The organism is Kitasatospora cathayae, assembly GCF_027627435.1.
Lineage (GTDB): Bacteria > Actinomycetota > Actinomycetes > Streptomycetales > Streptomycetaceae > Kitasatospora > Kitasatospora cathayae.
Map to the genome: position 1 here is coordinate 8594467 of NZ_CP115450.1, position 25432 is coordinate 8619898.

The following is a 25432-nucleotide window of genomic DNA, read 5'->3' on the forward strand; positions in this document are numbered from 1 at the left end:
CGCGCCCGCCCGACCGCAGTCGCCCCGCCCGACCCGCCCCCGGCCGCCACCGTGCCCGCCGGTTCCAGCCGTTCCCGCAGGAACCCGATCAGGAGAGTCACCTCATGCGGATCCTCATCGACGGCCTCGACCTCACCGGAAAGACGACGCTGGCCAAGCAACTGGCCGAGGCCCTGCGGGCCGAAGGCGCCGCCGTCGTCCACCACCGCGGAGTGCTGGCACCGCGCAACCCGGTGGCCGCCCTGCTGGAACGGCGTGGGATCAGTGCCCCGCAGCACCCCACCAGTGCGCTGCTGAACGCCGCCTACCTGGTGGCCTGTGCGCTCGACCGCCCGCTGCGCGGCGCAGCGGCCTGGGAGCGCAGCGGCATCCTGATCCAGGAGTCCTACGTGGACCGTTCCTTGGCCTACGGCATCGCCAACGGGCCCTGGGCCGCGGCCCGGCTGGCCCTGCGGTTCCCGCACCTGTTCACCGGTTTCGACCTGGCCCTCTATCTGCACGCCCCGCTGGAGATCCGGCGCGGCCGACTGGAACGCCGCAAGGAGGCGAACGTGATCGACCACCGCTCGGTCTCCGGGGAGGAGTTCCAGGAGGCCTTCACCCGGGCGCTGCGCACCGCCGGCCGGCGCCATCGCGACGTCTGGTTCATCGACACCTCGCAGGCGGGCACCGACCGCATCGTGGCGGACGTGGTGCGCTGGGCCCGCGAGTGCGCCCGGCCGGCCACGGGCGACCCCGGTCCCGGCCGGCTCCCCGCGCCGCGCCGCACGCCGCGCCGATCGGCGGTGCGGTCATGACGACCATCGTCGTGGAGGGCCTGGACTTCGCCGGCAAGAGCACCGTCTGCGAGCTGGTCAGGCAGCGCCTGGAGGCGTCCGGCACCCGGGTGGTGGAGTCCACCAGCTGCCTGTCCGGCGGCTGGGTGGAGAAGACGGTCGAGCGCGTCTACGAGGCCCGCAGGTTGCCGTCCCTGCTGCGCAGCGCGGTGTACCACGCCGCCTACCTGGCCGACGTCCACCTGGCCCGCCGGGCCGGCCCGGGCGAGGTCATCGTCCAGCAGAGCTACATCCACCGGGTGCTGGCCTACGACCGGGCGAGCGGACGCCGGTTGCTGGCCGCCGTCGCCGACCGGCTCGGCACCCGGGTGGCCGGCCACGTCGACCTCTGGGTCTGGCTCGACTGCCCGCTGGACGAACGACGCCGCCGCTACCGGCGCTTCGGGACCCCCAACGAGCGCGACGAGCGACGCTTCGCCGCCGCCGCGGACCGGTTCGAGAGGGAGCTGGAGAGCGAACTCACGCAGCTGGCCCGGCAGTCGGGCTACATCTTCATCGATACGGCGAGCCTGAGCGCGGAGACGGTCGCCGACCGCATCGCCGCACTGGTCCAGGCACACGAAAGGGTGGGAACACGATGATGCGCTGGTACGCGGCACCGGTGCCGCAGGGCCTTCCGGTCCGGCAGGTCTACGGCTACCTCTTCGACGGAGAGGGCCGCGTCCTGCTGCAGGACGACCTCGGCCGCTTCAACCTGCCGGGCGGCAAGCCCGAACCGGGCGAGGAGGACTACCACACCATCCTGGCGCGCGAGTCGCTGGAGGAGAGCCAGGTCGCCATCGGCCGCACCGCCTACCTCGGGTACGTGCGGGTCGAGGATCCGGGTGAGGAACCCTATGCCCAGGTCCGGCTCGCAGGCCTGCTGGACGAGTTCCTGGAGCGGGCGCCCGACGAGTCCACCGGCCGGACCTATCGCCGTCTGATGACCTCGTTGGACCGCGCGCCCGGCCTGCTGCAGTGGGGCGAGCACGGCACCGCGCAGGCCGAGACGGCGGCCGTGGTGGCGGCCGCCTCCCTGGGCGTCGAACTCGCCGGCACGGACGCGAAGGCCGAGTACGTTGACTGACCAGACCGGCCGCACCGCGCCCGTCTGGCCGGCGGACACCTCCGGCGACGCCGACCGGGCCTGGCGCGTGCTGCCCGGCATCTTCGCCGCCGGTGTCCGGGCCGACGCCTGGGACCTGCCGGACCGGCCGACCGAAGTCGTCTGCTTGTCCCGCACCGTGCCCAAGGTGTACGACCGTTCGACCCGCAAGATCGTCCGGGTCCACCACCGCCCGTTCACCTACTGGGAGTCCGCCGACCCGGCCGGCCTGCTCGGGGAGCTGGTGGAGGAGATCCGCGACCTGGCCCCCGGCCGCCAGCTGATCCTGCACTGCACCCTGGGCCTGGACCGCACCGGCGTGGTCGCCCTGGCGCTCCTGGTCCGCCAGGGCCTGACCGTCGACCAGGCGGTCGCCGCCTACCGCACCCGACGGGTGCGGCTGCCGGCGCTGGACGCCCTCGACGTCTTCCTCTCCTACGCCTCCCGGCAGGCACTCGAGGCCTCCGCCGGGGACGTCCGGCAGGGAGCGGCGTCATGCGGATAGACGTGATCGCCCCGCGCAGTCCGTGGTTCGACCCGGGCGACCTCGACGGGCGCGGGCTGGGCGGCAACGAGGCCACCCTGGTGCTGTGGCGGCGCGAGCTGCTGCAGCGCGGCGTCGACGTGCGGGTGTACCTGGGCGCCGAAGCGCCGCCCGGCCCGACCGAGCCCGGCTGGCAGGCGCTGGCGGGCTACCCCGGCCCGGCCGGGGCGGACGTCGTCGTCGCCTTCCGGGACGCCGCCCCGCTGTCCGACCTCCCGCCCGGCCCGCTGGGCGTGCTGTTCACCGGTGACCGGGTCACCCCCGGCCTCGCGGAACTGGCCGCCTCCGGCCGCTGCGACCTCGCCCTGGTCGGCTCCCTGGCGGCCTGGGAGCGCTACTCCCCGGCCCTGCGCCCGCGCCACGGCTTCCACGTGGACAATCTCGGCCACGCCCTGCCCGATCCCGGCACGGTGGCCCGCCGCCGCTACCAGTGCGTGCACATGGCCGCGCCCTACCGCGGGCTTGCCCACCTGCTGGCGCTGTGGCCCCGGATCCGCGAACGGGTCCCGCAGGCCGAGCTGGTCGTCCTCGGCGGCTACGAGCTGTGGGGCTACCCCGCCGAGGAGGCCCGCGCGCTCACCGCCGGCGAGGTGCCGCGGCTCGCCTCGCCGCCCGAGGGCGTGCGCCACCTCGGCGCCGTCGACCGGCTGAGCTACGCGAGGGCGGTCCGCGAGTCGGAGCTGATGCTCTACCCGACCGGCTACGAGGAGATGTGCTGCATCAGTGCGCTGGAATCCTGCGCACTGGGCACGGTGCCCGTGCTGTCCGCCGTGGCGGCGCTGCGCGAGCGGGTCGTCCCGGACGCCACCGGTGTCCTGGTGGAGGGCGACATCACCTCGGGCGAGGTCCGGGACCGCTTCGTGGCCGACGTCTGCTCGCTGCTGCTCGACGAGGGCCGACTGGCCAGGCTCAGCGCCGCGACAGCGCGGGCCGCCGCGCGGCACACCGTCGCGAAGGTCATCGATCGTCTCCTGCTGAGGATTGCGTCATGCCGCTGACTTCCGGACCTGACCTGCTCGTCGCGGTCGTCACCCACACCCTGCCCGACACGCTGGAGCCGGTCCTGCGGGCCCTGTGCGCCGACGGCGAGGACCCGGCGCGGATCGTGCTGTTCCACACCGGCGCGCCCTCGCCCGCCGCGACCCGGGCGGTCGCCGACCTCCAGGCGGCGTGGGGCGTCCAGGCGGTCTGCACCCCGCGCGCCATGCGGATCGGGGAGGCCAGGCAGTTCCTGGTCGACCAGCACCGTGCGCGCGGCTTCATCGCCTTCCTGGACGACGACTGCGTGCCGCTGCCCGGCTGGACCCAGGCCGCGCTAGCGGCCTGCGCCGAGGCCGAGCGGACCGCCCTGGTGTACGGGCCGCGCTACCCCGTCCTGGGTCCCGGAGTGGGCTCGCTGATCCGCGCGATGGAGACCCGGGACTCGCGCAAGCTGGCGCTCGCCGCGGCCGCCCCGCAGGCGGCCACCACCAGTCCGCGGGCCCTGTGCGCCGGCGGGAACACCATCGTCAACGTCGCCGCGGCACGCGAACTCGGCCTGACCGAGGAGATGTTCGCCAGGAGCGCCTTCGAGGACGTGGACTTCCAGCTGCGCGCCACCCGGCGCGGCTGGCTGGTGCAGTTCCGCGCGGACCTCGCCGTCGACCACCACGACCAGCTGGGCTTCCGCGCGCTGTTCCGCAAGTCGCTCCAGTCCGGACGGGGCATGGCGCAGTGCGCCCGCCGCCACGGCGCCGAGTTCTGGGCCCACTGCCGCTGGCGGCCGTGGCGGACCCTGGTCGCCTGGTTCGCGGTCCTGGCGGCGCTGGCCGCCGGCGCCGTGCTGAACCCGTGGCTCGCGACCGCGGCCGCGCTGCCCGTGGTGTTGAGCAGCGCGGCCCACCACCGGGCGCTGCACGGCGCGCTGTTCGCCCACCGGCTCACCTTCCTGCTGGTCAAACCGGTCCGCGACCTCACCATCGCGCTCGGCTTCCTGGCGCGCTACGCCACGCTCGGCACGGACCGCGGCACCGCCCCCGCCCCGCGCACCCCGGCCGCCGCCCCGCCGACCACCGCGCCCGCCCAGGCGCCGTCATCAACCGACCGCGCCGCACGCGCCGGGACGACCACGGCCCGCCCCGGCGACGCCGTCGCTCGCCCGGTCACCCCCGCCCTGCGGGCCGAGCACGTGGCCGGCCTGTGACGTCCTCGTCGCCGCACCGGGCGTGACGAAACGTCGGAAAACCTACCGAGAGGACCGCCCCGATGGCACCGCTGCCCATCGACCTCGCCCTGCTGCACGAGCTGCTCGACGTCGAGGACCACTGGCCGCCGATCGTCCTGCTGCGCAACGCGCGAGCCGTGCGCGGGCACCTGCCGCCACTGGTGCTCTCGGTGGCCGAGCTGGCGGGCTCCGCCATGGGGCCGGGCTCGCGCGACGAACTGCGCCGGATGCGCGACCGGGCGGCACTCTACGAGCGGATCACGGCCGACCTGGACACCGTTCGGGGCGCGCGGGTCCTCAAGGGCCCCTCGCTGGCCGCCCGTTACCCCGCCGGGGTGCTGCGGCCGCTCGGCGACCTCGACGTGGTCGTCCCGGACGAGGCCGCGCTCTGGGACGCCGCCCGGTTGGTCCTCCGGGACTGGCCGGTGGACGAGCTGGACGTGTCGCTGCTCGACGACGGCGGCACCCGACACCTGCTGGTGACCCTGCGCTGGCCGGCCGAGGATCCGATGCTCGACCCCGAACCGAAGATCGAGATCAGTACCTTCGCCTACCCGGGGGAGCCAGGCCTGGTGCCGATGCGCGCCACCCCGCCCGAGGACCGTTTGCTGGCCGACGTCCTCGCGCTCGCCGAGGAGCGCTTCCAGCGCCCGTTCACCGCCAAGGACCGGCTCGACCTCGCCGTCGTGCTGGCCTCGGCCGAGGCGCCGGTCGCCGCACTCGTGGCCGCCGCCGAGCACTACCACCTGGCCCCCGAACTGCTGGAGCTGTGCGAGAGCGTCCGCACCGTGCCGTCCCTGCGCACCGGGGTGCCCGACGAGTTGACGGCCGCCCTGGCCGGCCCGGCGGCCCGCGAAACGGCCCGCCGGGCCGCGGCCGGGGCACCGGACGCCCCGGCCGAGGGGACGGACGGTCCGGCATGGGCCGGGACGTCGCCCGAGGTGGCCGCCGCGCTGGCCGCCGGGCAGCCGGTGCACGGTCTGCTGCTGCGCCGCCCCGAACAGCCCGGCCCGGACCTGCTCTCCCGGACCCGCACCGTCGGCGCCGGCACCCTGCTGGCCACCCCGATCGGTGACTTCCTGCTGGTCACCGGGGAGTTGGTGGATCCGGAGCAGTACCAGGCGGCGCTCGCCGCACTGGACGACTGACACCGGCCGCACCGGCCGCCACGACGGCGCGCGACACGCTGGACCCGTGGCGGCCGGTGAACCGCCGGCCGGCGGAAACGCCGTAGGCGGCTGGGTCGGTTGGCACGGAGGGGGTAGACGCGCGGGCTTGACCCGGCGTCCGAGTGATGTATCAACTCGCCTTGCTGGTGAGGGAATCCGTCGCGGTCGCGCTGCCACAGCGCCATGTCCAGCGCGTCCAGGACGAGCCGGGTCTCCTTGGAGGTCGCGGCCGACCAGCCGACGATGCGGCGGGAGAAGGCGTCCACGACGAAAGCGACGTAGACGACTCCGGCCCAGGTGGCGATGTGCGTGACCCGGCCCCACGCCCCGGCACAGACCGCTGACCTGCACCGGGGAGTTTCGACACCCCCGCTGACCTGCACCGGGGAGTTTCGCTCCGGGGCGCTGGTGGGGTTGCCAGCCCGACCTGGTGAGCTTCGGGCGTCGGCGCAGGTCAGCAGCCGGACGACGCGGCCCTGCTCGCCGTCCGCCGGGAGCGGTGACCGGTTGACCTGTTACGCCGGCCGTTGGTGCCGGTACTCCTCCAGCGCCGGCGACGTCCTCATCGCACGGAAGTCCGTGATGGTGTACTCGGCCAGCCCCGCCACCGAGTACGGGTCGCTCTTGGCGATGTCCTCGATCCGCGCCCGGTCGACACCGACCGCCACGATGACCGCGCCATCGCGGGGGTCCTTGGGGCCCGATGCGATGAAGACACCGGATTCGTAGTTCGAGTCGAGCCAGGCGACGTGCTCGGGGTGGGCCGCTTCGATGCGATCGAGCGGCGCGACGTAGGTCAGGTCAAGAATGAACATGATCAATATCATAGTGCTGGGTAATCGATGGGTCGCGCAGAGTCATCAGTGCCGATCGGGGCGTCGACCCGGACGCCATGCCCTGCGTGCTCGGCGGTCCGTCGACTCCCCGCCGCACGGGCGCCCCCGAAGCCGACAGTCCATTCAGGCCTACCGAGCAGCTCCTTCGAGTGGCGATCGGCCGCCACCGGCCGCGAACAGCCCGGCGGACCCGCAGCGCCGCCTGCACAATGGCGCGCCCGATGCTGGTGGCCGACGGACGGACGACAGGGATGGCCTCGAACACTCGCGCACACGCACCGCTGGACGGCATGACCGTGGTGCTACGCAAGCTCCCGCAGGTGACGGTGCTGTTCTGGATGCTCAAGACGGTCGCCGTGACTCTCGGAGAGTCCGCCGGAGACCTGCTCGGCATCAGCCTCCAACTCGGCTACGTCACCACCGCGTTCCTCTTCCTCGCGTTCTTCCTGGTCGCCGTCGTGGCCCAGGTGCGGGCGAAGCGGTTCCACCCGGCGCTGTACTGGTCGGTGGTGCTGGGCACGAGCATGGTCGGCACCGAGGTATCCGATTTCCTCAACCGCGGATTCGGCCACGACAGCGCCCCTGACGGCATCGGCTACGCCTCCGGCGCCATGCTCCTCAGCGCTCTGCTGGCGCTGGTCTTCCTCGTGTGGTGGCGCACCGGGCAGACGTACGACGTGGAGAACATCTCCAGCCGCACCGGCGAGATCCTGTACTGGATCGCGATCCTGGTCTCCAACACCCTGGGCACCTCGAGTGGCGACTGGCTCTCGGACGACACCGGTCTGGGCTTCCGTAACGCCTTTTTGGTCATCGTGGGCTCCATGGCGCTGATCGTGGCCGCGTACTACCTGACGTCGATCAATCAGACGGTGCTGTTCTGGCTGGCGTTCGTCCTCACTCGCCCCCTGGGCGCGGCCGGCGGCGACGCGCTGACCAAGCCCGCGGCCCAGGGCGGCCTGGGCTGGGGCACGGCGGGCGGCACCGCGGCGCTGAGCGCCCTGCTCCTGGTCCTGATCGCCTACCAGGCCTGGCACCTCCGCCGGCACCCCCTGGCCCCGCTGCCGATCCCCGTGGACCGGCGCACCGGACAGCCCCAGCGTCCCAACGGAGCCCTGGTCCGACTGGGGAAGCCGCTGACGGACAGCGAACCGATCGACACCTAGTAACTGCAACGACACTCCGTGATGTCCTCGTCGCTTGAAATGACTGGCCCGTGCGCGAGCTTGGGTCTTCCTGCGCCATAGGGACCAGGTGAGCGCATGCCGGACTGCATGGCGTACGGGAGAGGAGACGCGGTTGAATAGTCGCCTTGCCTCGTTCATGGTGATGGGTATGAGGGCGTCATTTGTTCGGGTGTCCTCATCCCCTTTTTTTACCTTTGCTCGCAGGGTGGCGAGAGGCGAGGGCTGCCATGGAGAGGGTGATGTGCCGGTACCAGGCGGTGTAGTCGCGAACCTGATAGTGGTCAAGTCCGGTCTCGTTCTTCGCGGTCAGGAAGCATTCCTCAGCCATCCACCGTGTCCCGCGACCCGGACCATTTCCTCGAGTGCGGTTCCGGCCAGGCAGAAGCAGATGTAGTAGGCGATTTCGGTGGGATCGGCAGAGCTGTGGGCCGATCGAAGGACGCGTGCCGGCCGCAATGCGTGGTTGCCCCCGCGCGGTCAAGCCGATGGAGAACCATGTGATGGTGGGCGAGAGCGAGGAGTCGGAGGAGAAGGCGGACCGCAAGTGGACGGAGATGCTGCAGGAGGTCCGGGTCGCCCAGACCGGCGCGCAGATCCTCTTCGGATTCCTCATCAGCGTGGTGTTCACCCCGCGGTTCACCCAGATCAGCCCGGCCGACCGTACTCTGTACGACGTCACCGTGGTCCTGGGGGCGGTCGCCACCGGCACGCTGATCGCTCCGGTCGCCTTCCACCGCTTCCTCGCCGGCCACCAGATGATGCCCGAACTGGTCCGCGCCGGCGCCAAAATGATCGTCCTGGGCCTCGTCCTGCTCGGCATCACCGTCGGCGCCGCCCTCGTACTGCTCCTCCACGTCGCCACCCACTCACCCGCCGCCTGGGTGGTCGCGGGAGCCGTGATGCTCTGGTTCGCCATCTGCTGGCTCGTGCTGCCCTGGATCGCGCTACGCACGGGCAAACGCCGGGCGGCACGACCCGGGACATGACTTCCGGCGATCACGGCAGCGGGACAGCGCGCAGGACAAGCGGCTGGGCGCGGAAGAGGACCGGTCCCAATACAGGTCGTACCGGAAGTCCTACTGCCCGCGCCATTGGGCGGGAGTCGATGAACACGTGAGGCCCAAGGAAAAAGAAAGCGGCCTGCCTGTACCGGGGGTTCCGGAACGGGCGGGCCGATGTGAAGGGGGAATCAGCTGAGCTGGGTCGGCACCGGTTGGGCCTTGTCGAGCGGTGTCACCCCGGCAGGAGACAGAACCGCGGTGCCGCCATGCCACGAGGCCCGGCTTCGGGTTCCGATACCCGCCGAGTCGGATCTACGCGACGGCGACGGCGAGGGCCGGCCGGCTCCCTGGCCAGGCGCGCGAGGGCGTGGAGAACTACGTTCTGGGTAGACGCCGTAGCGCATCACCCCAGGAGGAGGCGTCATGCCTGCCGGTTCGAGCAAGAAGCGTGAACGTCAGTACGAGCACGTCAAGGAGAGCGCCCTGGACCGTGGCGAGAGTGAGAAGCGGGCCAAGGAGATCGCGGCCCGGACCGTGAACAAGGAACGGGCCCGGCACGGCGAGTCGAAGACGGCCAGCCGTTCCTCGACCCACGACATGTCCTCCTCGCGGCGTGGCGGACAGCGTTCGCACTCCGGCTCCGAAGGCCCCACCAAGGAGCAGCTGTACAACGAAGCCAAGCAGCGCAACATCCACGGGCGTTCGAAGATGAACAAGAAGCAGCTCGCCAACGCCCTTGGCCACTGAGGTTGCGTGCATGGGTGCTCCGGAGACGCGGCCCGGGCGCGGGACGCACGTGATCGTCCGGCCGGTGAGCGACGACGGTTCGGGCGAGGCGACCCGGCGCGTGGACGTGGACGGGATGCCGGTGGGCAACGCCTACAGCGCGGCCGATGTCACCGAGTTCATGCGGCGCGCCGGGCTGGACGCGGCGCTGATCGAGGATCCCGGGGTCGTCGAATGGCGGGGCGGCGGGCCCGATGTGTGGGAATGAGCGACGGACCGCCGCTCCAGGACATACGCCGTGGACGGGGAGTGGTTCCGCTCGGCATCCGAGCGAGACCGCCGGGGACGCCCCAGCGTGTGGTTCAGGTTTCGTCCTCGAGTCGGATCGCTTCCTCCAGGGACTCGACCGCTTTGTCGGTGTGTCCGCTGCGTTGTTCCAGCAGAGCGGCAGCGATCGCGTCGAGTTTGCGCTGGATGGCGTGTTCGGCACGGCGTTCGGCGTTCTTCAGCAGCGCGAGCAGCAGCAGAGTGACGGCGGTCATCAGGTCGCCGATCAGTAACTGGCGGCTCAGGGAAAGGCCGGCTGCGTGGACGGCGATGAAGGCGGCCACCAGGAGCAGACACAGCAGGAAGAACACGGGCGAGCTGGTGAAGTTCGAGGCACGCTCGGCCATGCGCTCGAAACGGCCATGGCTACCATCGGCGCGTTCGGCGGGATGCCGGAAGGACATGGGTCCTGCATAGTCCCCGACGTTTCGGGCCGGCGGTTGCCACGCCGGTGGCCGGCTCCCCAGTAGGGCTGGATGCCCGGTAGGGCACGCTCTGCCCGTTGCCGAGAGCTCCGCCGGGGTGCGCGGTGTGGCCTGCGCACGCGCTGCACGTTGCTACCGCCTCCACCCTCCGCCTGGGCGATCGCGGCCGCAGGCATGGTCTGGTTCACCGTGTGCTGGCTGGCCCTGCCCAGCAGCGGGCGGAGGACTTCGAGGTGCTGCGCCGCGCTGCCTGCACGATCCCGACCGTGCAGTTCGGCGAGCCGGACCGCCTGGACGACCTGGGCGTGACGTTCGGTGAGGGATGGATCGTTCACCGCACCGATCCTGTCACCGAGCCAACCCGTTTTGCTCTTGGGAGGCCCGCCGAACCTCGGAGCAACCCCGCACGCGGCCAGGCGCCGCAGTTGCTCGGCGGTGGAGGTGATCTCCACCTCCCGCGTCTCGCTGTCCGGTTCCGCCCCGGTCCTTGCCCCGGTCCTCGTCACGCCTCCCGCGCCGAGAAGACCTCCCGCCAGTGCTCGGCCGCCCGCACCAGGTCGCGCCCCATGTGTTCCAGGAACTGGCCCATGTCCTCCAGCCGCTCTCCCGCCGGGGTGGTGGGGCCGAGGATGCCGGAGCCCTTGTGGACGGCTTCGGCAAGGGTCGCGTTCATCCGGGCGCTGGCGATCATCGCGCGGAACCAGACGTCCTCGTCGATGACGTACCGGTCGCGCCGGGCGCCCGGGTCGCGCCGACGGCGGACCAGTTCCTGGGCCTCCAGGTAGCCGACGGCCTTCGAGACGGACGCCGGGCTGACCTTGAGCCGCTCGGTGAGTTCGGCGGCGGTGAGGCTGCCACTGTCGGTGGTGTGGAGGCAGGCCAGGACGCTGGCCGTCATGCGCGGGAAGCCGGTGCCCTCGAAGAGGTCGGTCAGGTGCGTCTCGAAGGCCTGGACGGCCTCGGGGTCGCGACCGTACGGGTCGGGCTGCGCCGGCGAGGCGGCGGGTGACTGGGCGGTCGGGCGACGGCGCTTGGCGCGGCGCTCGGTGGCGCGGTGCGCCTGGTCGGGGCGGTAGTCGTTGGGGCCGCCGTTGCGCATCACCTCGCGGGTGATGGTGGAGGTCGGGCGTTCGAGGCGCTTGGCGATCTCGGTGTACGAGAGCCCGTCGGCGAGTCCGGCGGCGATCTGCCGACGATCCTGCTGGGTGAGCCTGCCTCCGGGCATGGGGGTTTGCCTCCTGGTGCGGTGGGTGTGCGGCCGGGTCACAGTGTGGCGTTCATATTCAGGTCATTGCAACACGTGGATGCGATATGTTGCATTTGCCATCATGTTCATTGCAACAATTCAGTAGCTCTGAGCTGCTGAAATGTCCACTCGCCGGCGTCCATGTAATTGTCAAAGTTGTGAACGCAACTTAGCCTTTCTCATGTCGCGAAGAGAGCGGCCAACGCTCAACGGAGGAAACCGACATGGCCATCGACCAGATCCGCGCCGCCGCCGTCCAGCTCGTCATCGACGGCGCCGTCGCCGGCAACGGCACCGGCGACGGCCAGGGCTACCCGGGCATGATCGCCGAGGTGCGCGAGGGCAAAGAGGCCTGGTTCGGCACGGCCGGGGTGGCGGACCTGCGCAGCGGCGTCGCACGGCGGGCGGAGGAGCAGTTCCGGGTCGGCAGCATCACCAAGCTGTTCACCTCGGCGGTGATCCTCCAGCTGGCCGGGGAGTACAAGCTCGGGCTGGACGACACGGTGGAACGGCACCTGCCCGGCCTGGTCGAGGGCGGCGAGGCGATCACGATCCGCCAACTGCTCAACCACACCAGCGGGTTGTTCACTTACACGCTGGACGAGGACCTGCTCGGACGGTTCCACAGCGAGAAGGTCCTTGAGCACCGCTACGACAAGTTCACCCCGCAGGAGCTGGTCCGCCTCGCGATGTCCCACCCGGCGGACTTCCGGCCCGGTGAGGACTTCGGCTACTGCAACACCAACTTCGTGCTCGCGGCGCTGATCATCGAGCGGGCGACGGGAATGTCGTACGCGGAGGCGATCGAGTACCGGATCGCCCGCGTACTGAAGTTGAGCGACACGTACGCACCGGGGGACGAGACCGGGTTCCGCGGACCGCACTGCCGCGCCTACACCAGGCTGATGTCGCCCGAGCCCGACGCGGCGGTGCACGACCTGACTGAGCTGAACCCGTCGTACGGCTACGGAGTGGGTGAAGTCATCTCCACGGTGGGCGACTTGACCACCTTCCTGAGCGCGCTGCTGGGCGGGCGGCTGCTGAAGCCGGCGCAGATGGAGGAGCTGATGGCGCTGACGCCCGTCCCGGACGGGAAGTGGCTCGACGGGTACAGCTACGGCCTGGGCATCTCGGCGGTGACGCTGGCCAACGGCGTGACGGTCTACGGCCACGGCGGCTTCATCAACGGCAACTGGTCGTACCTGTACGGGACTCGGGACGGTGGAACGATCGTCGCCCAGCACCTGAACGCGGACTGGGGCCAGCCGTTCGGCCTCTTCACGGAGCTGATGGAGGCGGCCTTCGCCCCCGGTGAGTGAGAGGCGCGGACAGCGCAGGAAGTCGGCGGGGGTCGACCGCGAGGCGTCCTTCCCGGCCGCTCGCGGGAACGGCCTCCGGCGTCGATGCCTCGATCACCACACGGCCGTCCCGCACCTCCATGCACTCGATCCGCATCCCCACGAGATGCGGAAACAGAAAGGAGTGTCCGGTTCCACGCCAAGCAGCTGGGTAATCTCGTCGGCAGTGGTGCCCACGCTGGAGATCGCAAAGTAGACGTACTGAGTCAACGACACCCGCGGAGACTACCGACGCACCAGGGCCGCCTCCCACCCCACCTGCCAAGCGATTCTGGAGATCGGCCGTACCCAGAGGACCATCTTCGTCGCCTTCTGTGGAATCCGAGTCAAGTGGCGCTGAGGATCCTGCTGCTTCGAATATGCGCTGGCCGGTCGGGCTGAAGCCCGGGAGACTCGCTGCTGTGGACATGGGGATCTCTGGTTTCAAGCCGTCCTTCCTGGTCGGGGTCGAGGTGGTTCGGCAGGCGCACGGATCACGTCTGGCGGCGCTCGCCGGTAGGCAGCTGACGGGGTTCGCCCTGGTGCGCTTCGTCGAGGACGGGGACTGGTTCGCCGACTGCCCGGTGGTGCTGGACTTCGACGGCGTGCAGGTGGAGGTTTGTCACTCGCAGCTCGACCTCCTCTCGATCGGCTGGGACACGATCGACACCGCGGCAACGATCACCGGTTGGGAGTGGTTCGAGCTCACACCCCAGTGGTCTCACAGTGATGAACGCCTGGAGCCGTTCGTCGGCCAGGAGCTGTGCGAGGTCGCGCTGCTTGAGTGGCGGCCGGCAGAGCATGACCTGGCAGCCGGAACGGTGGCGGTGGAGTTCGTCTTCGCCGGGGACTGTCTGCGGATCGTCAACGGCCTTGACGAGAACCGCATCGAGGTCGGTGCGGCCCAGCCGGATTACGTTCGGCACCGGCTGGGCCGTTGAGCGCTACTGCCCTGTCGGATGCCGGTTGATCTCAATGACAGGCAGCACGGTGGCCTGCGCTGGGATACCGATCTGCCGGGGAGTCGGCGCCATGCGGTGCGGGCACTGCTCGAAGACGGACGAGACCACACCAACCCGGCGAGGTACGTACTGGGGCATCAAGGACAAACTACTCACGCGAGATGCCCTCTCAAAGTCCAGGTGATCGTGTAAGCGGTCCGGTCAGGGGATGTTCAGCAGGTCCGGCGGCCGGTTGAAGAGGTCGTAGGCGGTACCTGGCGCTCCGTCCGTGTCCGGAACGGTCCTCGCACCGACCGCCTCGACGAAGGCGAGGACCGCAGGGTCGGGGACCTCTGACGGCCAGGCGAGCACGACTCGGCTCGGCGGGTAGTCGGTCAGCGGGACGAAGGCGATGCCCTCGGTTCGGTGGCGGTGGGTCGCACCGGCGGGAAGGATGCCGACGGCACCCTGCCACACGATGGCATGCAGGCACTCCGACACCGTGCGGACCACCGGCCCCGAGCCGGTGCCCGCAGACCGCTCCACCGCCTCGCCGCTGTCGGCCTCGCCGAGCCAGTACCGCCGCCAGGCCGCGTCGGCGTCCTCGGGCAGGCGGATCCACGGTCGACCCAGCAGGTCGCCGACCCGCAGGTGGGGCCGCCGCGCCACGGGGTCGTCCGCCGGAACCACGGCGACCAGCGGCTCGGTCTCCAGCAGCCGGACCGTGAGGCCCGCGGTGTCGAACGGGAGCCGCGTCAGCGCGACGTCGACCCGACCGGACCGCAGCCCCGCCGTCGGGTCGCTGATGTCCGCCTCGCACAGCCGTACTTGCGCGTCGGGATGGGTACGGCGAAAGGCTGCGGCTGCGCGGGGGCCGAATTCGAGACCGGCTCCGGCAACGGTGCCCACCACGATGGTGCGCCGCCGGCCCGTTTCCCGTACCCGTTCCCGCGCCCGCTCTGCCGCGTCGAGCAACTCCCGTGCCTCGCCCAGCAGGACCGAGCCGGCCTCAGTGAGCCGGACGCCCTGCGCGGACCGCTGGAACAGCCGACAGCCGAGTTCGTTCTCCAGCTCGCGTATGCGCTGGCTGAGCGGTGGCTGCGACATGTGCAGCCGCGCGGCCGCGCGACCGAAGTGCAACTCCTCGGCCACGGCGACGAAGTACCGCAGGCGGCGAAGATCCATGCCGTGCACGATATCGAGACGGTCCGAGGAGTATCGAAACGGTCTTGGACGGCCCCTCGGGTGCGCTGGTGAGCTGGTCCCGGCGCGATCGACCGGATCGTTGGCCGATCCCCTGCTCACCGACGGAGGCACTCGCATGCACCAGCACAGCCACGGCTACGCCGAGCCGGCCGATCTGCAACGCGCCCGGCAGGTCGGCCGGCTCGCTCCCGAGGAGTTCGCCGCCTGGCAGTCCTTCCAGGAGGTCGTCGACCGCGGAAACGGCTCTGTGCCGCGCAAGTACCGTGAGCTCGTGGCGATCGCCGTGGCGCTGACCACCCAGTGCTCGTACTGCCTCGACGTGCACACCGCCCAGGCCCGCCGACACGGCGTCACCCCCGAGGAACTCGCGGAGGTCATCTTCGTCGCCGGAGCGGTGCGTGCCGGCGGATCGCTGGCTCATGGCCTGCAGGCGATGAAGCTCTACGACGGGCACTCGGCCGCGTCGTCGCCTTCGTAGGCCGTCTCACGCGCCGCCTCCGGCCTGAGCGTCGTCAGGCGCGGAATCCGGTTGACCCGGGGTGAAGGATGGGAGGCGTGATTTCCCGTGAACGAGCGGTCGAGCTGGTCGAGTCCTATCTGGAGCGGGAGCGCCCGAACTGGGCCTGGGCGAGGCTGATTCCGAAGCTGGCCGTCTACGCCGTCGAGGAGCGGTCGGTCGGGTGGCTCGTCTACTGGACCTCGGAGGAGGGCGCCCGCGACCCGGCTCTGCGCGGGACCCTCCTGGGCGGCCCCTACCTGGTCGACCGGGAGGACGGGAGCATCCACGTCGTACCCGGCGTCCACTGGACCGACGAATGGGAAGAGGACTACCTCCGGCAGACCAAGGGCATCCGGGCGCCCGACCCCCTCGCCGCGGACGTCCTCCGGCTCGCGGACTCCGTCGGCACCGCCGCCGCCATGCAGCACCTGCGCAAGCAGGCCCTCCGGATGAGCCTGCGGGACGCCAAGGCCTACGTGACGATCGTCAGGGACGGGAGCGAACCGCCCGAGGAGTTGGCGAACCTCACCCGTGAGCCCAATCCGAACCTGGGCCCGATCGAGACGCTGGCCGGCCCGGTCCAGTAGCAGGCGACAGGTGGTGCTGCGCAGGAAGTCGGACCGGCCGACTTCCTGCGCAGGAGAGGCTCTGCGCTAGGCGGTCGCAGCCCGGTGTCGCGACCAGAGCGGTTGCAGGGCGATGCGGAGGGCGATCAGCTCCGCGGCGATGAGGGCCGTGACACCGGCCCAGCCGTACGGCAGGCTCGCCGCGACCGGCAGGGCCAGCAGCAGGGTGAGCCCTTGCACGATCGCGGAGGCCGTCAGCAGCTCCCGCGCCGACCGCCCCTTCCGCGTGCGCATCACCGTGATCCCCCACAGCAGCGGGAAGACCAGGCAGACGACTGCGGCAAGGGCGAAGAACGGCACGGCGAGCGCGACCCCCATGTTCCCCCCGCCGGGCGAGCCGTCACCGGCGGCGGACACCGGATGGTTCGCGTCCCAGTCCGCAACCCACGTCGCCACGGCGAACACAACCGGGAACGCCCCCGAGGCCAGCGCCGCCGCACCGAACCAGGCCCGACCCACTGGCATGTCTCCCGCTGCCATTCACTTCTCCCCCGTCAATCACTTTGCTGTGTAGCGAGTTCGCCGACATCAAGCCTTACGTGATCAACACTAGTGCCGCATCAGGCAAGTTTGCCCCGTCATGACGTATCACCCCGTTGCTATGCCGGGCGGTAGCGGGCCGTCAGAATGATCACGTGGCTGAACGCGTGCAGGTCCGTGAGATCGATGATGACGAGGGCAGACGGCTGCTGCGGATCGTCCGCCGGGGCACTGGGTCGGTGGTGACCTGGCGGCGGGCCCAGATGGTGCTGCTGTCCGCCCAGCGCATGCCCGTGGCGAAGATCGCCGAGGTGACGTTCACGAGCGCGGACCGAGTCCGCGACGTGATCCACAACTTCAACGCCGACGGCTTCGACTCGCTCTACCCGAAATACAAGGGCGGACGGCCGAGGACGTTCACGCTGCCCGAGCGCCGCGAGATCAAGAAGATCGCCAAGTCCAAGCCGGCCGAGCACGGCCTGCCGTTCTCGACCTGGAGCCTGGCCAAGCTGGCCGACTTCCTGGTCGCCGAGGGGGTGATCGACGACATCAGCCACGAGGGCCTTCGGGTCCTGCTCCGCGAGGAGGGCGTCTCGTTTCAACGCGTGAAGACCTGGAAGACCTCCCGAGACCCCGACTACGCGGCCAAGAAGGCCCGCGTGGAACATCTCTATGCGATCGCGGACGGCGAGGTCATACCCGAAGAAGACGAGCCCGAAGTCGTCTTCTGCCTGGACGAGTTCGGCCCGCTCAACCTCCAGCCGCACCCCGGTCGGCAGTGGGCCGAACGTGGTGGCAAGGGCAAAGACCCTGACCGCGGACCCAGACCCCGGCGGCGGGCGACCTACACCCGACCGCACGGTGTCCGGCACCTGTTCGCCGCCTACGACCTCGCCAAGGACCAGCTCTACGGCCACATCAAGAAGACCAAGAACCGGTCCAAGTTCCTGGAGTTCTGCCGCTACCTGCGCTCGCTGCACCCGGCGGACGTGCGCATTGCGATCATCTGCGACAACTACTCGCCGCACCTGACCACCAAGCGGTGTCAGCGGGTCGGAACGTGGGCCGCGGCGAACAAGGTCGAGATCGCCTACACCCCGACCAACAGCTCCTGGCTCAACCGCATCGAGGCCCAGTTCACCGCCCTGCGCTACTTCGCCCTCGACGGCACCGACCACGCCAGCCACAAGGAACAGGGCAGCATGATCCGCCGCTACATCATCTGGCGGAACAAGCACGCCGCCGACGAGCGCCTACGCGAAGTCGTCACCAGGGCGAACGTTGCCTGATGCGGCACTAGCAATCCGGCAGTTGACGGACCTCGCCCGTGCCCAACGCGATCGCGGCCCGGGGCCGCATCGGTTCGTCGCCGCGCCGGGAGAGCAAGACCACCTCCTCGACCACCGCCGACAGTGCGCCGAGCCTGGCGGCGCACTCGGCGGCCAGCTGCCGCGGGTCCTGTGTGCGGCCGAGGGACAGATGCGGGATGAAACGGCCACCGCGCCCGCGGCAGAGCGGGAACCGTTGCTCCAGCGCCCGGTGGAGACAGGCCCACGGCGCCGGGCCCGCCGCGGCCGGGTCGAGCCACACGGTGGCGTAATGCCGGTGCCGGAAGTACCGCACGCCGGCCAGACGCGCGGCGAACGCCGCGCTCTCCGCCGCTCCGGCCGCGAGCAGCGGCACCGCCCGCGCGAACTCCTCCTCCGGCACGAAGCCGAACAGCAGGTTCACATGCGGCGGCCACCGCCGTACCTGCGGATCATGCTCCCAGCGGATGTCCTGGATCGCCGGCCAGAGCTCCTGCGGCGGCAGCCACGCCACCGCCGTCCGGGCCGTCGGCGCCACCTCGAGCGCGCCGACCGGCTCGGCCCCGCCGTACACCGGCTTTCCGTCCACACTGCCATGGTGGAGAACGAGCGAGCGGAGCACATCATGGGCAGCAGCACCGAACCGTCATTCGCCTATGTCACCTACATTGCGAGCACTGAAGTTCCCCGAGGATCCCACTGCCGGACACCACCCGTCCGGTCTCCGGTAAAACGACCGCTGGCAGTGCTGGCGTCCCTCTTGTAAAGAATCGGTACCAAGAACCCTCCCACCCCGCTGACAGTGAGGCCGTCGACCGGCCTGGGGAAGCCGTTGCGGGCGGGCGTGAGGACGACGGCGCTGCCGTGCTGTGCCCACAGGCCGGTTTCGAAGAGGATGTTGGCGAGGCTCTCGCTGCGGCTGGGGAAGGCCATGACGCAGGCGGCGGGAAGGGCGGCGAGGGCGCGGGTGAGCTGGCGGTCGAAGTCGCCGACGAGGGTGGAGCTCAGCTGTACCGCGCCGCCACCCAGATTTGTGGCTGGAGACCCCTCACCCCATGGGAACGCTGTCAGGCGTTAGCGCCTTCGAGTGAAGCACAGCCAATACCGCCGCTGACGTGCCCCGGCCGGACGAGACTGTGCCGGGCGCCGAAGGGCGCCGTGGGTCAGGGAGGGGGCTGTCATGGTGAGCGGCACTGTGCTGTTGGCGCTGCGCGGGAACCCGCTGCAAGGAGGGGTGAGCACCGAGCAGTTGCGGCGGATCGGCAAGGAGTTGGAGAACCAGGGCCTGGCCCTCCGCTGGGCGGCTACCGCCCGGGACGCGCGGGCGGTCCTGCGCACGGAGTCGGGGCTCGCGGCGGCCGTGGTGGCCTGGGACCTGCCGGGCGACGACGGCGGCGACCAGGAGGACGGCGGCGCGGACGTCCTGCGGCTGATCCAGCGCCGGTTCAAGGACCTCCCGGTCTTCCTGCTCATGGCGGACGAGTCCGACCACGACCTGGAGCGGCTGCCGCTGTGGGTCTCGGAGGCCGTGGTCGGCTACATCTGGCCGCTCGAGGACACCGCCGCCTTCATCGCCGGCCGGGTCACCGCCGCCGCCCGCGCCTACCACCGGGACGTCCTTCCGCCGTTCTTCAAGGCGCTGCGCCGCTTCGACGACGCGCACGAGTACTCCTGGCACACCCCCGCGCACTCCGGCGGTGTCGCGTTCCTGAAGTCCGCGGCGGGGCGGGCCTTCTTCGACTACTTCGGCGAGCGCCTCTTCCGTAGCGACCTGTCGATCTCGGTGGGAGAGCTCGGGTCGCTGTTCGAGCACAACGGGCCGATCGGGGAGGCCGAGCGCAACGCCGCCCGGGTCTTCGGCGCCGACCGCACCTACTTCGTCCTGCACGGCAACTCCACCGCGGACCGCATGGTGGGGCACTACAGCGTCACCGCCGACGAGATCGCGCTCGTGGACCGCAACTGCCACAAGTCCGTGCTGCACGGCCTGGTGATCTCCGGTGCCCGTCCCGTGTACCTGGTTCCCACCCGCAACGGCTACGGCCTCGCCGGCCCGCTGCCGCCAGCCGAGATCGCCGCGGACGCCGTGGCCGCCCGCATCGCCGCCAACCCGCTGACGGCCGGAGCGGTGTCCGACCGGGCCCAGTACGCGGTGGTGACCAACTCCACCTACGACGGATTGTGCTACGACACCCTCGCCGCGGCGCACGCTCTCGCCCCGAGCACACCGCGCCTGCACTTCGACGAGGCGTGGTTCGCCTACGCCCGCTTCCACCCCCTCTACGCCCGCCGTTACGGCATGGCCGTCGGCCCGGACACCTTCGAGGGCCCGCAGCGCCCCACCGTGTTCGCCACGCAGTCCACGCACAAGCTGCTCGCCGCGCTGTCGCAGGGCGCCATGGTGCACGTCAGGACCTCGCCCCGCGCGCCCGTCGAACACGAGCGCTTCAACGAGGCGTTCATGATGCACGGCACCACGTCACCGCTCTACCCGGCGATCGCCTCCCTCGACGTGGCAACCGCGATGATGGACGGCCCACAGGGCCGGTGGCTGATCGACGAGGCGCTCACCGAGGCCATCCGCTTCCGCCAGGCCGTCATCCGTACCGGACGCCGGATCGTCGACGCGGGAGACCGGCCCGACTGGTTCTTCGGCATCTGGCAGCCCGACGAGGTAACCGATCCGGCCACCGGCCGGCGCATGCCCTTCGCCGACGCCCCCGCGGCGCTGTTGCGCGACGAGGCGAGTTGCTGGCTCCTGGAACCGGGCGCCGACTGGCACGGCTTCGAGGGCCTCGAAGACGGCTACTGCATGCTCGATCCGATCAAGGTCACCCTGACCTGCCCCGGGGTGACGGCGAAGGGCGAGACCTCGCCGTGGGGCATTCCCGCGCGCGTGTTGACGGCGTACCTGGCCACCCGCGGGATCGTCGTGGAGAAGACCGACAGCTACACCACGCTGATCCTGTTCTCCATGGGCATCACCAAGGGCAAGTGGGGCACCTTGATGGACGCCTTGATGGACTTCAAGTCCCTCTACGACACCGATGCGCCGTTGGAGCGGGTGCTGCCCGGCCTCGTTGCCCAGTTTTCTTCCCGGTACGCGGGCACGACGCTGCGCGACCTGTGTCAGCGGATGCACGAGCACCTCACCCGCGCGGAGCTGATCACCGCACTCGACACCGCGTTCCAGCAGCTTCCCGAGCCCGTGGAACCGCCCCAGCGCTGCTACCAGCGGCTGATCCGAGGGGGCACCGAACGCGTACGCCTGAGCGCGGCCGCCGATCGGGTCGCGGCCGCCATGGTCACGGTGACGCCTCCGGGCATCCCGGTGCTCATGCCCGGTGAGTCGACCGGTGCCGCCGACGGACCGCTCCTGCGCTACCTGCGCGCTCTGGAGTCCTTCGACAGGGCCTTCCCCGGCTTCCACAGCGAGGCGCACGGCGTCACCGTCGAGACTGTCACCGGCGACTACCTGATCGAGTGCGTCCGCCGACCGGAAGCCTGAACCAGCGCAGCGAGGCTCCCTGGCGCGCGGGTCGACACGTTCGGACATCTCGCTCGACCGCCAGGGGACCTCGCTCGTTCTGCACTCGCGCCAGGCACTGTCTCAGGACGGTGACCGTGTCCAGGCCGGGACGGCGGCCGAGAGGCGGTGGGTGGTCACGGAGACGAGGCCCAGGAGCAGCAGGGCCGGCGGCACTGCTGCTGGTAGGCCTGCTCAGGAGTACGCGTCGTTCGACGGTGTCGGCACTGAGGAGCGTGCCCAGCAGTTGTTCGACGCCGTCGCCCACCTCATCGACGCCCGCGGATGCCCGGCCTGCCCGACCGCCCACCTCTGCACGCGAGACCTCGAGACCGAGCCGACGGTGTGACAGTAGCGGCCATAGCCCGAGGCATCCCGGTCCCGAATCCGGTCAGGTGCTCTTGGCTGGCCGCGAGTAAGAAATTTCTGACCTCCTGGCATGTCCGCGGCCGAAAGTTTGCAGGTCGCAGGCCTGTTCGCGAGCGTCGCGCGGGTCTAGCATTCCGGGTCACAGCAGCCCCATATGTGCCACCGTAGGCAGCCCCGTAGGTACCGCCGTAGGTACCGCCGTAGGTACCCCGCCGCTCCCAGCGGGCTCTGCGCGTTCCTGCAGCTCACAGGCCACTTTCGGGCGGCCGGAAAATGCGACGACCCCTTCTGTCCATCCCTTTGCCCGGCTCGCTGGTAGGTGGAGGGCGGTGGTGGGTGGCGGTCCGGTCGACACGGGTCTGCACCCTGCGGGGTCGTGGTGGTGGTGAGCGCCCGGCGTAGGCCGGACGCCCCCGGGCCCCGCCAGGCCGGGACGCACCACTACGGTGAGCCACGTGAACATGCAGACGACGGTCGCGAGCCTTGCCGAAGAAGCCGAGCGGCAGATCCGCGACGGGGTATGGGAACTGACACCCAGCGACCGAAGCCTCGCGCTCCAGGCCGAGGCCGGCCTGCGGGAAGCCGTCGGCTCGCCGGACACCCAGGAACTCCGGTCCGAGAAGGACCGGTTGGAGCGTCTGCGGGAGGTGCTCGCTGTCCTTGCGATCGCCCTGGCCCGCACCCACGGACGCCTGGCCTGGTTCCTCTCCGGAGCCATCACGGCGCTCGAACCCGTCCTGCACTGGCGCGCCCTGGACGCCGATCACGGCAGCACCTTCGGCACCGTCCCCGCGAGCCCCGAGCAGTACACGGACGCCGAGACCGCCGTCCGCCATCTCCAGGACACCCTCACTCGCATCACCACCAACTGACACCGCTACCGGCCCTCCAGGGGAAGCCGAGCCCCACGGACGGCCCCTGGCGGCGGCTCCCGCGCCCTGACGCACCGTCCCCCCGGGTGTGCGGCCCGGGAAGGGCCCTTCCCGGACCTCCCGATGCGGCTCCTGCTGCGGGTCCTGCTGTAACTCCCGATGTGGCTCCTGATGCCAGCACCCCCGTCCCAGGCGCCAGGTGACGTCTGGGCAGCTCAGCGACTGAACCAAGGTGGCCGGGCTGGGCGTGGCCGACGTCGTCGGAGCCGCCGGGACGGCCGCATCGCGCGTGGGGCGGTGGATGCCCCGCCCCGGACATAGCCCAGTCCTCCTCCGACTCCACCGAGCCCCTCGAGGCACTACCCCTTCGTCTTCGTCCGGCCGTACGGCGAATGCCTCCCTGCGCCCGTGCTGGACGTGCCGGGGCTCGATCGGCGGGAAGGAGGGCTCGAAGCTGGAGCTGCGGGAGGAGGCTGGCCCCAACCGGCTGGAGTGCCCGGGCTGCGAACAGGTCATCCGCCCCGGACGACCCAGCGGGCCGTACAGGTCCTTCAGCTCCCGCATGGTCTTCGCGCCGTCCTCGAAGCACTGCTGCTGCTCGGGCCCGGGGGTGGAGCGGCCCGCGGCCGCTGCCGGCGGCGGTTCGGACGGCGGCGGCAGGCGGCGGCCGGGAAACTCGCTTTCGGCCGCCGGAGGGCGGTGATAGACAGTCGTAGTGCAGAAGAATCTTGAACTCCCTGACCTGCTGCGACTGATCGACGAGCGGGCGACGGCCTTCCGGGCCGCGATCGCCGCCGCGCCCAGTCTGGACGTGCAGGTGCCGACCTGTCCCGAGTGGACGCTGTTCGACCTGGCGCGGCACCTGGGCTCGGGCCGCCCGTTCTGGGCCGCCGTCGTCGAGGCCGGTCCGGCCGACGCCCCGCCGGCCGAGGCCGTGGCGGCGCGCGCCGAGGCGCAGGCGCCCCGGGAGCGCGAGGCGTTGGTGGCCTGGCTGGCCGCGTCGACGCAGGAGCTGCTGGACACCCTGCGGAAGGTCGGCCCGGACGCCGAGTGCTGGACGTGGTGGGGCGCCTCGCAGTCGCCGCGGACCAGCGGTGCCGTCGCCCGGCACCAGCTTCAGGAGATCGCGATGCACACCTATGACGCCCAGCTCACCGTGGGCGCCGCGCAGCCGCTGCCGGCGGAGGTGGCGCTGGACGGCGTCGAGGACTTCCTGTTCACCTGCTGCGCGTGGTCGGGCGTCTGGCCGCACGAGCCGGCCGTCGTCGACTACCACACCACCGAGGGCCGCTCCTGGCGCTTCACGGTCGAGGCGGACGGCGCCCGCGCCGTCCGCCTCCCGGCTGCCGGCGAGGGCGAGGCCCTGGCCCCGGCCGACGCTTCCGTCCGGGGCACGGCCGGTGAGCTGGTCCTGTGGTTCTACGGACGCGCCCCGCTGGACTCGGTGAAGATCGACGGCGACCAGGTCATCTTCGAGCGACTCTTCGCCTGGGACCCGAACGCGTGAGGCGGGGTCGACGACGCGGCGCCCGGTCGCGTCGTCGGCTCATCCGACCGTGCCCTGGGCGGAGCGTCGGCGTGGCGCTACCGTCCTGGCATGGTTGAGAGCAGGCGTTTCGCGTCCTTCGAGGAGTTCTGGCCCTACTACGTGGCGATGCACTCCAAGGCCGCCACCAGGTGGGTGCACCTGGTGGGCACCCTCACCGGGCTCGCGGTGGGCGCCCATGGCCTGGCGCGCGGCCTGAAGCACCGGCTGGTGGCCCTTCCGCTGATCGGGTACGGCACGGCCTGGCCGGCGCACTTCCTCGTCGAGGGGAACAACCCGGCCACCTTCGGACACCCGGTCTGGTCCCTGCGCGGCGACGCGCGGATGATCGGCATGATGCTCTCCGGCCGCGATGCCGAACTGGGCGCGATCGCCCGCGCGTGGCTCGCGGAGCACGGCGGATCGGCCGACGACTGACGGCCCGTGCGGCTCCCGGATCGCCGTGCGTAAGACACCCAAGGCTGGGCGGGCCTACCAGGCCACCCCGAGGGCTTCCAGCTGCCCTGAGCTTCCCCCGTTGTGCGGGAGGTGCTGTTACCTGGTCAGGACGGGTGTGGATGGTCGCGCTCGCCCCGGTCGGCCTCGTCCTGGCGGATCCAGTTCCGCAGGGCCTCGTGGTGCACCCCGAGATCGCGGGCCATCTGCCGGATCACCGGCTTCGGGTCGGCGGAGCGGTACATCTCCACCGCGCGCCGTCGCCGCGCTCGAACCCGTCCTGCGCTGGCGCGCCCTGCCCGCCGCAGACGACCACGCCTTCGGCGCCGTCCCCCGACCCCCGAGCACTACACCGAAGCCGAGGACGCCGTCCGCCGCCTCCAGGCCACCCTCGCCCGCATCACCGCCGGCTGACACTCCGGCAGAGCGCCGACCTCCGCGCCAGGGCGGCCAGCCTCGCTGGCTCCGCTCCCACACCGGACGGTGGACCGCCGCACCCCTCCAGCCCCGGCGCCTACAGCTCACCCTGTCCGTCTGGTGTTTGTGGGTGTTTCATGCGGTTTCCGGGGGATTCTTCATACCGGATGGGCGCCACGTTGTCCGTGTGTGACATACCGCTTTCGAAGCAATCGGGGCAGGGCGGGCTTTCGGCCGTCACGCTGTGCTTGTCGGTCACGGCTCGGGGCGGGGAGACCGCCGGTGCA

The 25432-nt window shown here is 70.9% G+C and carries 28 protein-coding genes and 2 pseudogenes; 21 read left to right on the forward strand and 9 right to left on the reverse strand.

Annotated features, from left to right (window positions below):
• Positions 1 to 104 precede the first annotated feature (104 nt).
• The 7 genes from O1G21_RS38470 to O1G21_RS38500 all read left to right on the forward strand — a co-directional run bounded on the left by O1G21_RS38470 (position 105) and on the right by O1G21_RS38500 (position 5815).
• Entirely contained in the window at positions 105 to 797 is a 693-nt protein-coding gene (locus O1G21_RS38470) for a nucleoside/nucleotide kinase family protein (RefSeq protein WP_270150399.1), read from the forward strand.
• Positions 794 to 1417 carry a hypothetical protein gene (locus O1G21_RS38475; protein ID WP_270150400.1) on the forward strand — a complete coding sequence of 208 codons (624 nt, stop codon included), beginning with the start codon at positions 794 to 796 and terminating at the stop codon, positions 1415 to 1417. The genes O1G21_RS38470 and O1G21_RS38475 overlap by 4 nt, the downstream gene beginning before the upstream one ends.
• Positions 1414 to 1902 (forward strand): NUDIX hydrolase, encoded by a 489-nt coding sequence (locus O1G21_RS38480; RefSeq protein WP_270150402.1) that lies wholly within the window; start codon positions 1414 to 1416, stop codon positions 1900 to 1902. The genes O1G21_RS38475 and O1G21_RS38480 overlap by 4 nt, the downstream gene beginning before the upstream one ends.
• Positions 1895 to 2425, forward strand: coding sequence for a tyrosine-protein phosphatase (locus O1G21_RS38485; RefSeq protein ID WP_270150403.1), 531 nt, complete (start codon positions 1895 to 1897; stop codon positions 2423 to 2425). Before O1G21_RS38480 ends, O1G21_RS38485 begins: the two co-directional genes overlap by 8 nt.
• The gene (locus O1G21_RS38490) at positions 2416 to 3462 is read left to right on the forward strand and encodes a glycosyltransferase (RefSeq protein WP_270150405.1); all 1047 of its coding nucleotides are present in this window, start codon (positions 2416 to 2418) and stop codon (positions 3460 to 3462) included. Before O1G21_RS38485 ends, O1G21_RS38490 begins: the two co-directional genes overlap by 10 nt.
• Positions 3453 to 4646 carry a glycosyltransferase family 2 protein gene (locus tag O1G21_RS38495; RefSeq protein WP_270150407.1) on the forward strand — a complete coding sequence of 398 codons (1194 nt, stop codon included), beginning with the start codon at positions 3453 to 3455 and terminating at the stop codon, positions 4644 to 4646. Before O1G21_RS38490 ends, O1G21_RS38495 begins: the two co-directional genes overlap by 10 nt.
• A 62-nt stretch (positions 4647 to 4708) precedes the next feature.
• Entirely contained in the window at positions 4709 to 5815 is a 1107-nt protein-coding gene (locus O1G21_RS38500; RefSeq protein ID WP_270150409.1) for a nucleotidyltransferase family protein, read from the forward strand.
• A 128-nt stretch (positions 5816 to 5943) separates the two neighbouring features.
• Here the strand turns inward: O1G21_RS38500 and O1G21_RS38505 are convergent.
• Together O1G21_RS38505 and O1G21_RS38510 are read right to left on the reverse strand one after the other, a co-directional pair.
• Positions 5944 to 6147, reverse strand: a pseudogene (locus tag O1G21_RS38505) (DDE-type integrase/transposase/recombinase); the annotation flags it as partial.
• A 204-nt stretch (positions 6148 to 6351) separates the two neighbouring features.
• On the reverse strand, positions 6352 to 6651 hold the full coding sequence (locus tag O1G21_RS38510) for a YciI family protein (RefSeq protein WP_270150410.1): 300 nt from the start codon (positions 6649 to 6651) through the stop codon (positions 6352 to 6354).
• 272 nt (positions 6652 to 6923) lie between these two features.
• On the opposite strand from O1G21_RS38510, the gene O1G21_RS38515 reads away from it, so the two are divergent.
• Positions 6924 to 7838 (forward strand): COG4705 family protein, encoded by a 915-nt coding sequence (locus O1G21_RS38515; protein WP_270150412.1) that lies wholly within the window; start codon positions 6924 to 6926, stop codon positions 7836 to 7838.
• A 196-nt stretch (positions 7839 to 8034) separates the two neighbouring features.
• Here the strand turns inward: O1G21_RS38515 and O1G21_RS38520 are convergent.
• A pseudogene (locus O1G21_RS38520) lies at positions 8035 to 8297 on the reverse strand (IS701 family transposase); the annotation flags it as partial.
• A gap of 47 nt (positions 8298 to 8344) precedes the next feature.
• Here O1G21_RS38520 and O1G21_RS38525 point away from each other — a divergent pair.
• The 3 genes from O1G21_RS38525 (at position 8345) to O1G21_RS38535 (ending at position 9854) form a co-directional block, all read left to right on the forward strand.
• Positions 8345 to 8845 carry a DUF6328 family protein gene (locus O1G21_RS38525; RefSeq protein ID WP_270150414.1) on the forward strand — a complete coding sequence of 167 codons (501 nt, stop codon included), beginning with the start codon at positions 8345 to 8347 and terminating at the stop codon, positions 8843 to 8845.
• 438 nt (positions 8846 to 9283) lie between these two features.
• Positions 9284 to 9607 carry a plasmid stabilization protein gene (locus tag O1G21_RS38530; protein WP_270150416.1) on the forward strand — a complete coding sequence of 108 codons (324 nt, stop codon included), beginning with the start codon at positions 9284 to 9286 and terminating at the stop codon, positions 9605 to 9607.
• Between the two features lie 64 nt (positions 9608 to 9671).
• Positions 9672 to 9854: a hypothetical protein gene (locus O1G21_RS38535; protein WP_270151519.1), complete on the forward strand. Its 183-nt coding sequence runs from the start codon at positions 9672 to 9674 to the stop codon at positions 9852 to 9854.
• Positions 9855 to 9948: 94 nt separating this feature from the next.
• On the opposite strand, the gene O1G21_RS38540 is transcribed toward O1G21_RS38535, so the two are convergent.
• Together O1G21_RS38540 and O1G21_RS38545 are read right to left on the reverse strand one after the other, a co-directional pair.
• Positions 9949 to 10317: a low affinity iron permease family protein gene (locus tag O1G21_RS38540; RefSeq protein WP_270150417.1), complete on the reverse strand. Its 369-nt coding sequence runs from the start codon at positions 10315 to 10317 to the stop codon at positions 9949 to 9951.
• A 523-nt stretch (positions 10318 to 10840) separates the two neighbouring features.
• Entirely contained in the window at positions 10841 to 11563 is a 723-nt protein-coding gene (locus O1G21_RS38545; protein WP_270150419.1) for a GbsR/MarR family transcriptional regulator, read from the reverse strand.
• Positions 11564 to 11808: 245 nt separating this feature from the next.
• Here O1G21_RS38545 and O1G21_RS38550 point away from each other — a divergent pair, with 245 nt between their 5' ends.
• Positions 11809 to 12903 carry a serine hydrolase domain-containing protein gene (locus O1G21_RS38550; protein WP_270150421.1) on the forward strand — a complete coding sequence of 365 codons (1095 nt, stop codon included), beginning with the start codon at positions 11809 to 11811 and terminating at the stop codon, positions 12901 to 12903.
• Between the two features lie 446 nt (positions 12904 to 13349).
• Positions 13350 to 13862, forward strand: coding sequence for a hypothetical protein (locus O1G21_RS38555; protein WP_270151477.1), 513 nt, complete (start codon positions 13350 to 13352; stop codon positions 13860 to 13862).
• A gap of 222 nt (positions 13863 to 14084) precedes the next feature.
• Here the strand turns inward: O1G21_RS38555 and O1G21_RS38560 are convergent, their stop codons facing one another.
• Positions 14085 to 15047: a LysR family transcriptional regulator gene (locus O1G21_RS38560; protein WP_270150422.1), complete on the reverse strand. Its 963-nt coding sequence runs from the start codon at positions 15045 to 15047 to the stop codon at positions 14085 to 14087.
• Positions 15048 to 15183: 136 nt separating this feature from the next.
• Here O1G21_RS38560 and O1G21_RS38565 point away from each other — a divergent pair, with 136 nt between their 5' ends.
• Together O1G21_RS38565 and O1G21_RS38570 are read left to right on the forward strand one after the other, a co-directional pair.
• Positions 15184 to 15546, forward strand: a complete 363-nt coding sequence (locus O1G21_RS38565) for a carboxymuconolactone decarboxylase family protein (protein WP_270150424.1) — start codon at positions 15184 to 15186, stop codon at positions 15544 to 15546.
• Positions 15547 to 15623: 77 nt separating this feature from the next.
• The gene (locus O1G21_RS38570; RefSeq protein WP_270150425.1) at positions 15624 to 16154 is read left to right on the forward strand and encodes a YrhB domain-containing protein; all 531 of its coding nucleotides are present in this window, start codon (positions 15624 to 15626) and stop codon (positions 16152 to 16154) included.
• 66 nt (positions 16155 to 16220) lie between these two features.
• Here the strand turns inward: O1G21_RS38570 and O1G21_RS38575 are convergent, their stop codons facing one another.
• Positions 16221 to 16673: a hypothetical protein gene (locus O1G21_RS38575; protein WP_270150427.1), complete on the reverse strand. Its 453-nt coding sequence runs from the start codon at positions 16671 to 16673 to the stop codon at positions 16221 to 16223.
• A gap of 155 nt (positions 16674 to 16828) precedes the next feature.
• Between O1G21_RS38575 and O1G21_RS38580 the strand changes: the two genes are divergently transcribed.
• The gene (locus tag O1G21_RS38580; protein ID WP_270150429.1) at positions 16829 to 17962 is read left to right on the forward strand and encodes an IS630 family transposase; all 1134 of its coding nucleotides are present in this window, start codon (positions 16829 to 16831) and stop codon (positions 17960 to 17962) included.
• 7 nt (positions 17963 to 17969) lie between these two features.
• Here the strand turns inward: O1G21_RS38580 and O1G21_RS38585 are convergent, their stop codons facing one another.
• Positions 17970 to 18569 (reverse strand): 2'-5' RNA ligase family protein, encoded by a 600-nt coding sequence (locus tag O1G21_RS38585; RefSeq protein WP_270150430.1) that lies wholly within the window; start codon positions 18567 to 18569, stop codon positions 17970 to 17972.
• A gap of 591 nt (positions 18570 to 19160) precedes the next feature.
• Here O1G21_RS38585 and O1G21_RS38590 point away from each other — a divergent pair.
• The 5 genes from O1G21_RS38590 to O1G21_RS38610 all read left to right on the forward strand — a co-directional run bounded on the left by O1G21_RS38590 (position 19161) and on the right by O1G21_RS38610 (position 24710).
• Positions 19161 to 21488: an Orn/Lys/Arg family decarboxylase gene (locus O1G21_RS38590; protein ID WP_270150431.1), complete on the forward strand. Its 2328-nt coding sequence runs from the start codon at positions 19161 to 19163 to the stop codon at positions 21486 to 21488.
• A gap of 151 nt (positions 21489 to 21639) precedes the next feature.
• Positions 21640 to 21855 carry a hypothetical protein gene (locus O1G21_RS38595; RefSeq protein ID WP_270150433.1) on the forward strand — a complete coding sequence of 72 codons (216 nt, stop codon included), beginning with the start codon at positions 21640 to 21642 and terminating at the stop codon, positions 21853 to 21855.
• 481 nt (positions 21856 to 22336) lie between these two features.
• A complete protein-coding gene (locus O1G21_RS38600; protein ID WP_270151478.1) occupies positions 22337 to 22747 on the forward strand; it encodes a hypothetical protein in 411 nt (136 codons plus the stop codon).
• Between the two features lie 715 nt (positions 22748 to 23462).
• A complete protein-coding gene (locus tag O1G21_RS38605; RefSeq protein ID WP_270150434.1) occupies positions 23463 to 24254 on the forward strand; it encodes a maleylpyruvate isomerase family mycothiol-dependent enzyme in 792 nt (263 codons plus the stop codon).
• A gap of 90 nt (positions 24255 to 24344) precedes the next feature.
• Entirely contained in the window at positions 24345 to 24710 is a 366-nt protein-coding gene (locus O1G21_RS38610) for a DUF962 domain-containing protein (RefSeq protein WP_270150435.1), read from the forward strand.
• A gap of 125 nt (positions 24711 to 24835) precedes the next feature.
• On the opposite strand, the gene O1G21_RS38615 is transcribed toward O1G21_RS38610, so the two are convergent.
• Positions 24836 to 24979 (reverse strand): transposase, encoded by a 144-nt coding sequence (locus tag O1G21_RS38615; RefSeq protein ID WP_270150437.1) that lies wholly within the window; start codon positions 24977 to 24979, stop codon positions 24836 to 24838.
• Between the last annotated feature and the right edge of the window lie 453 nt (positions 24980 to 25432).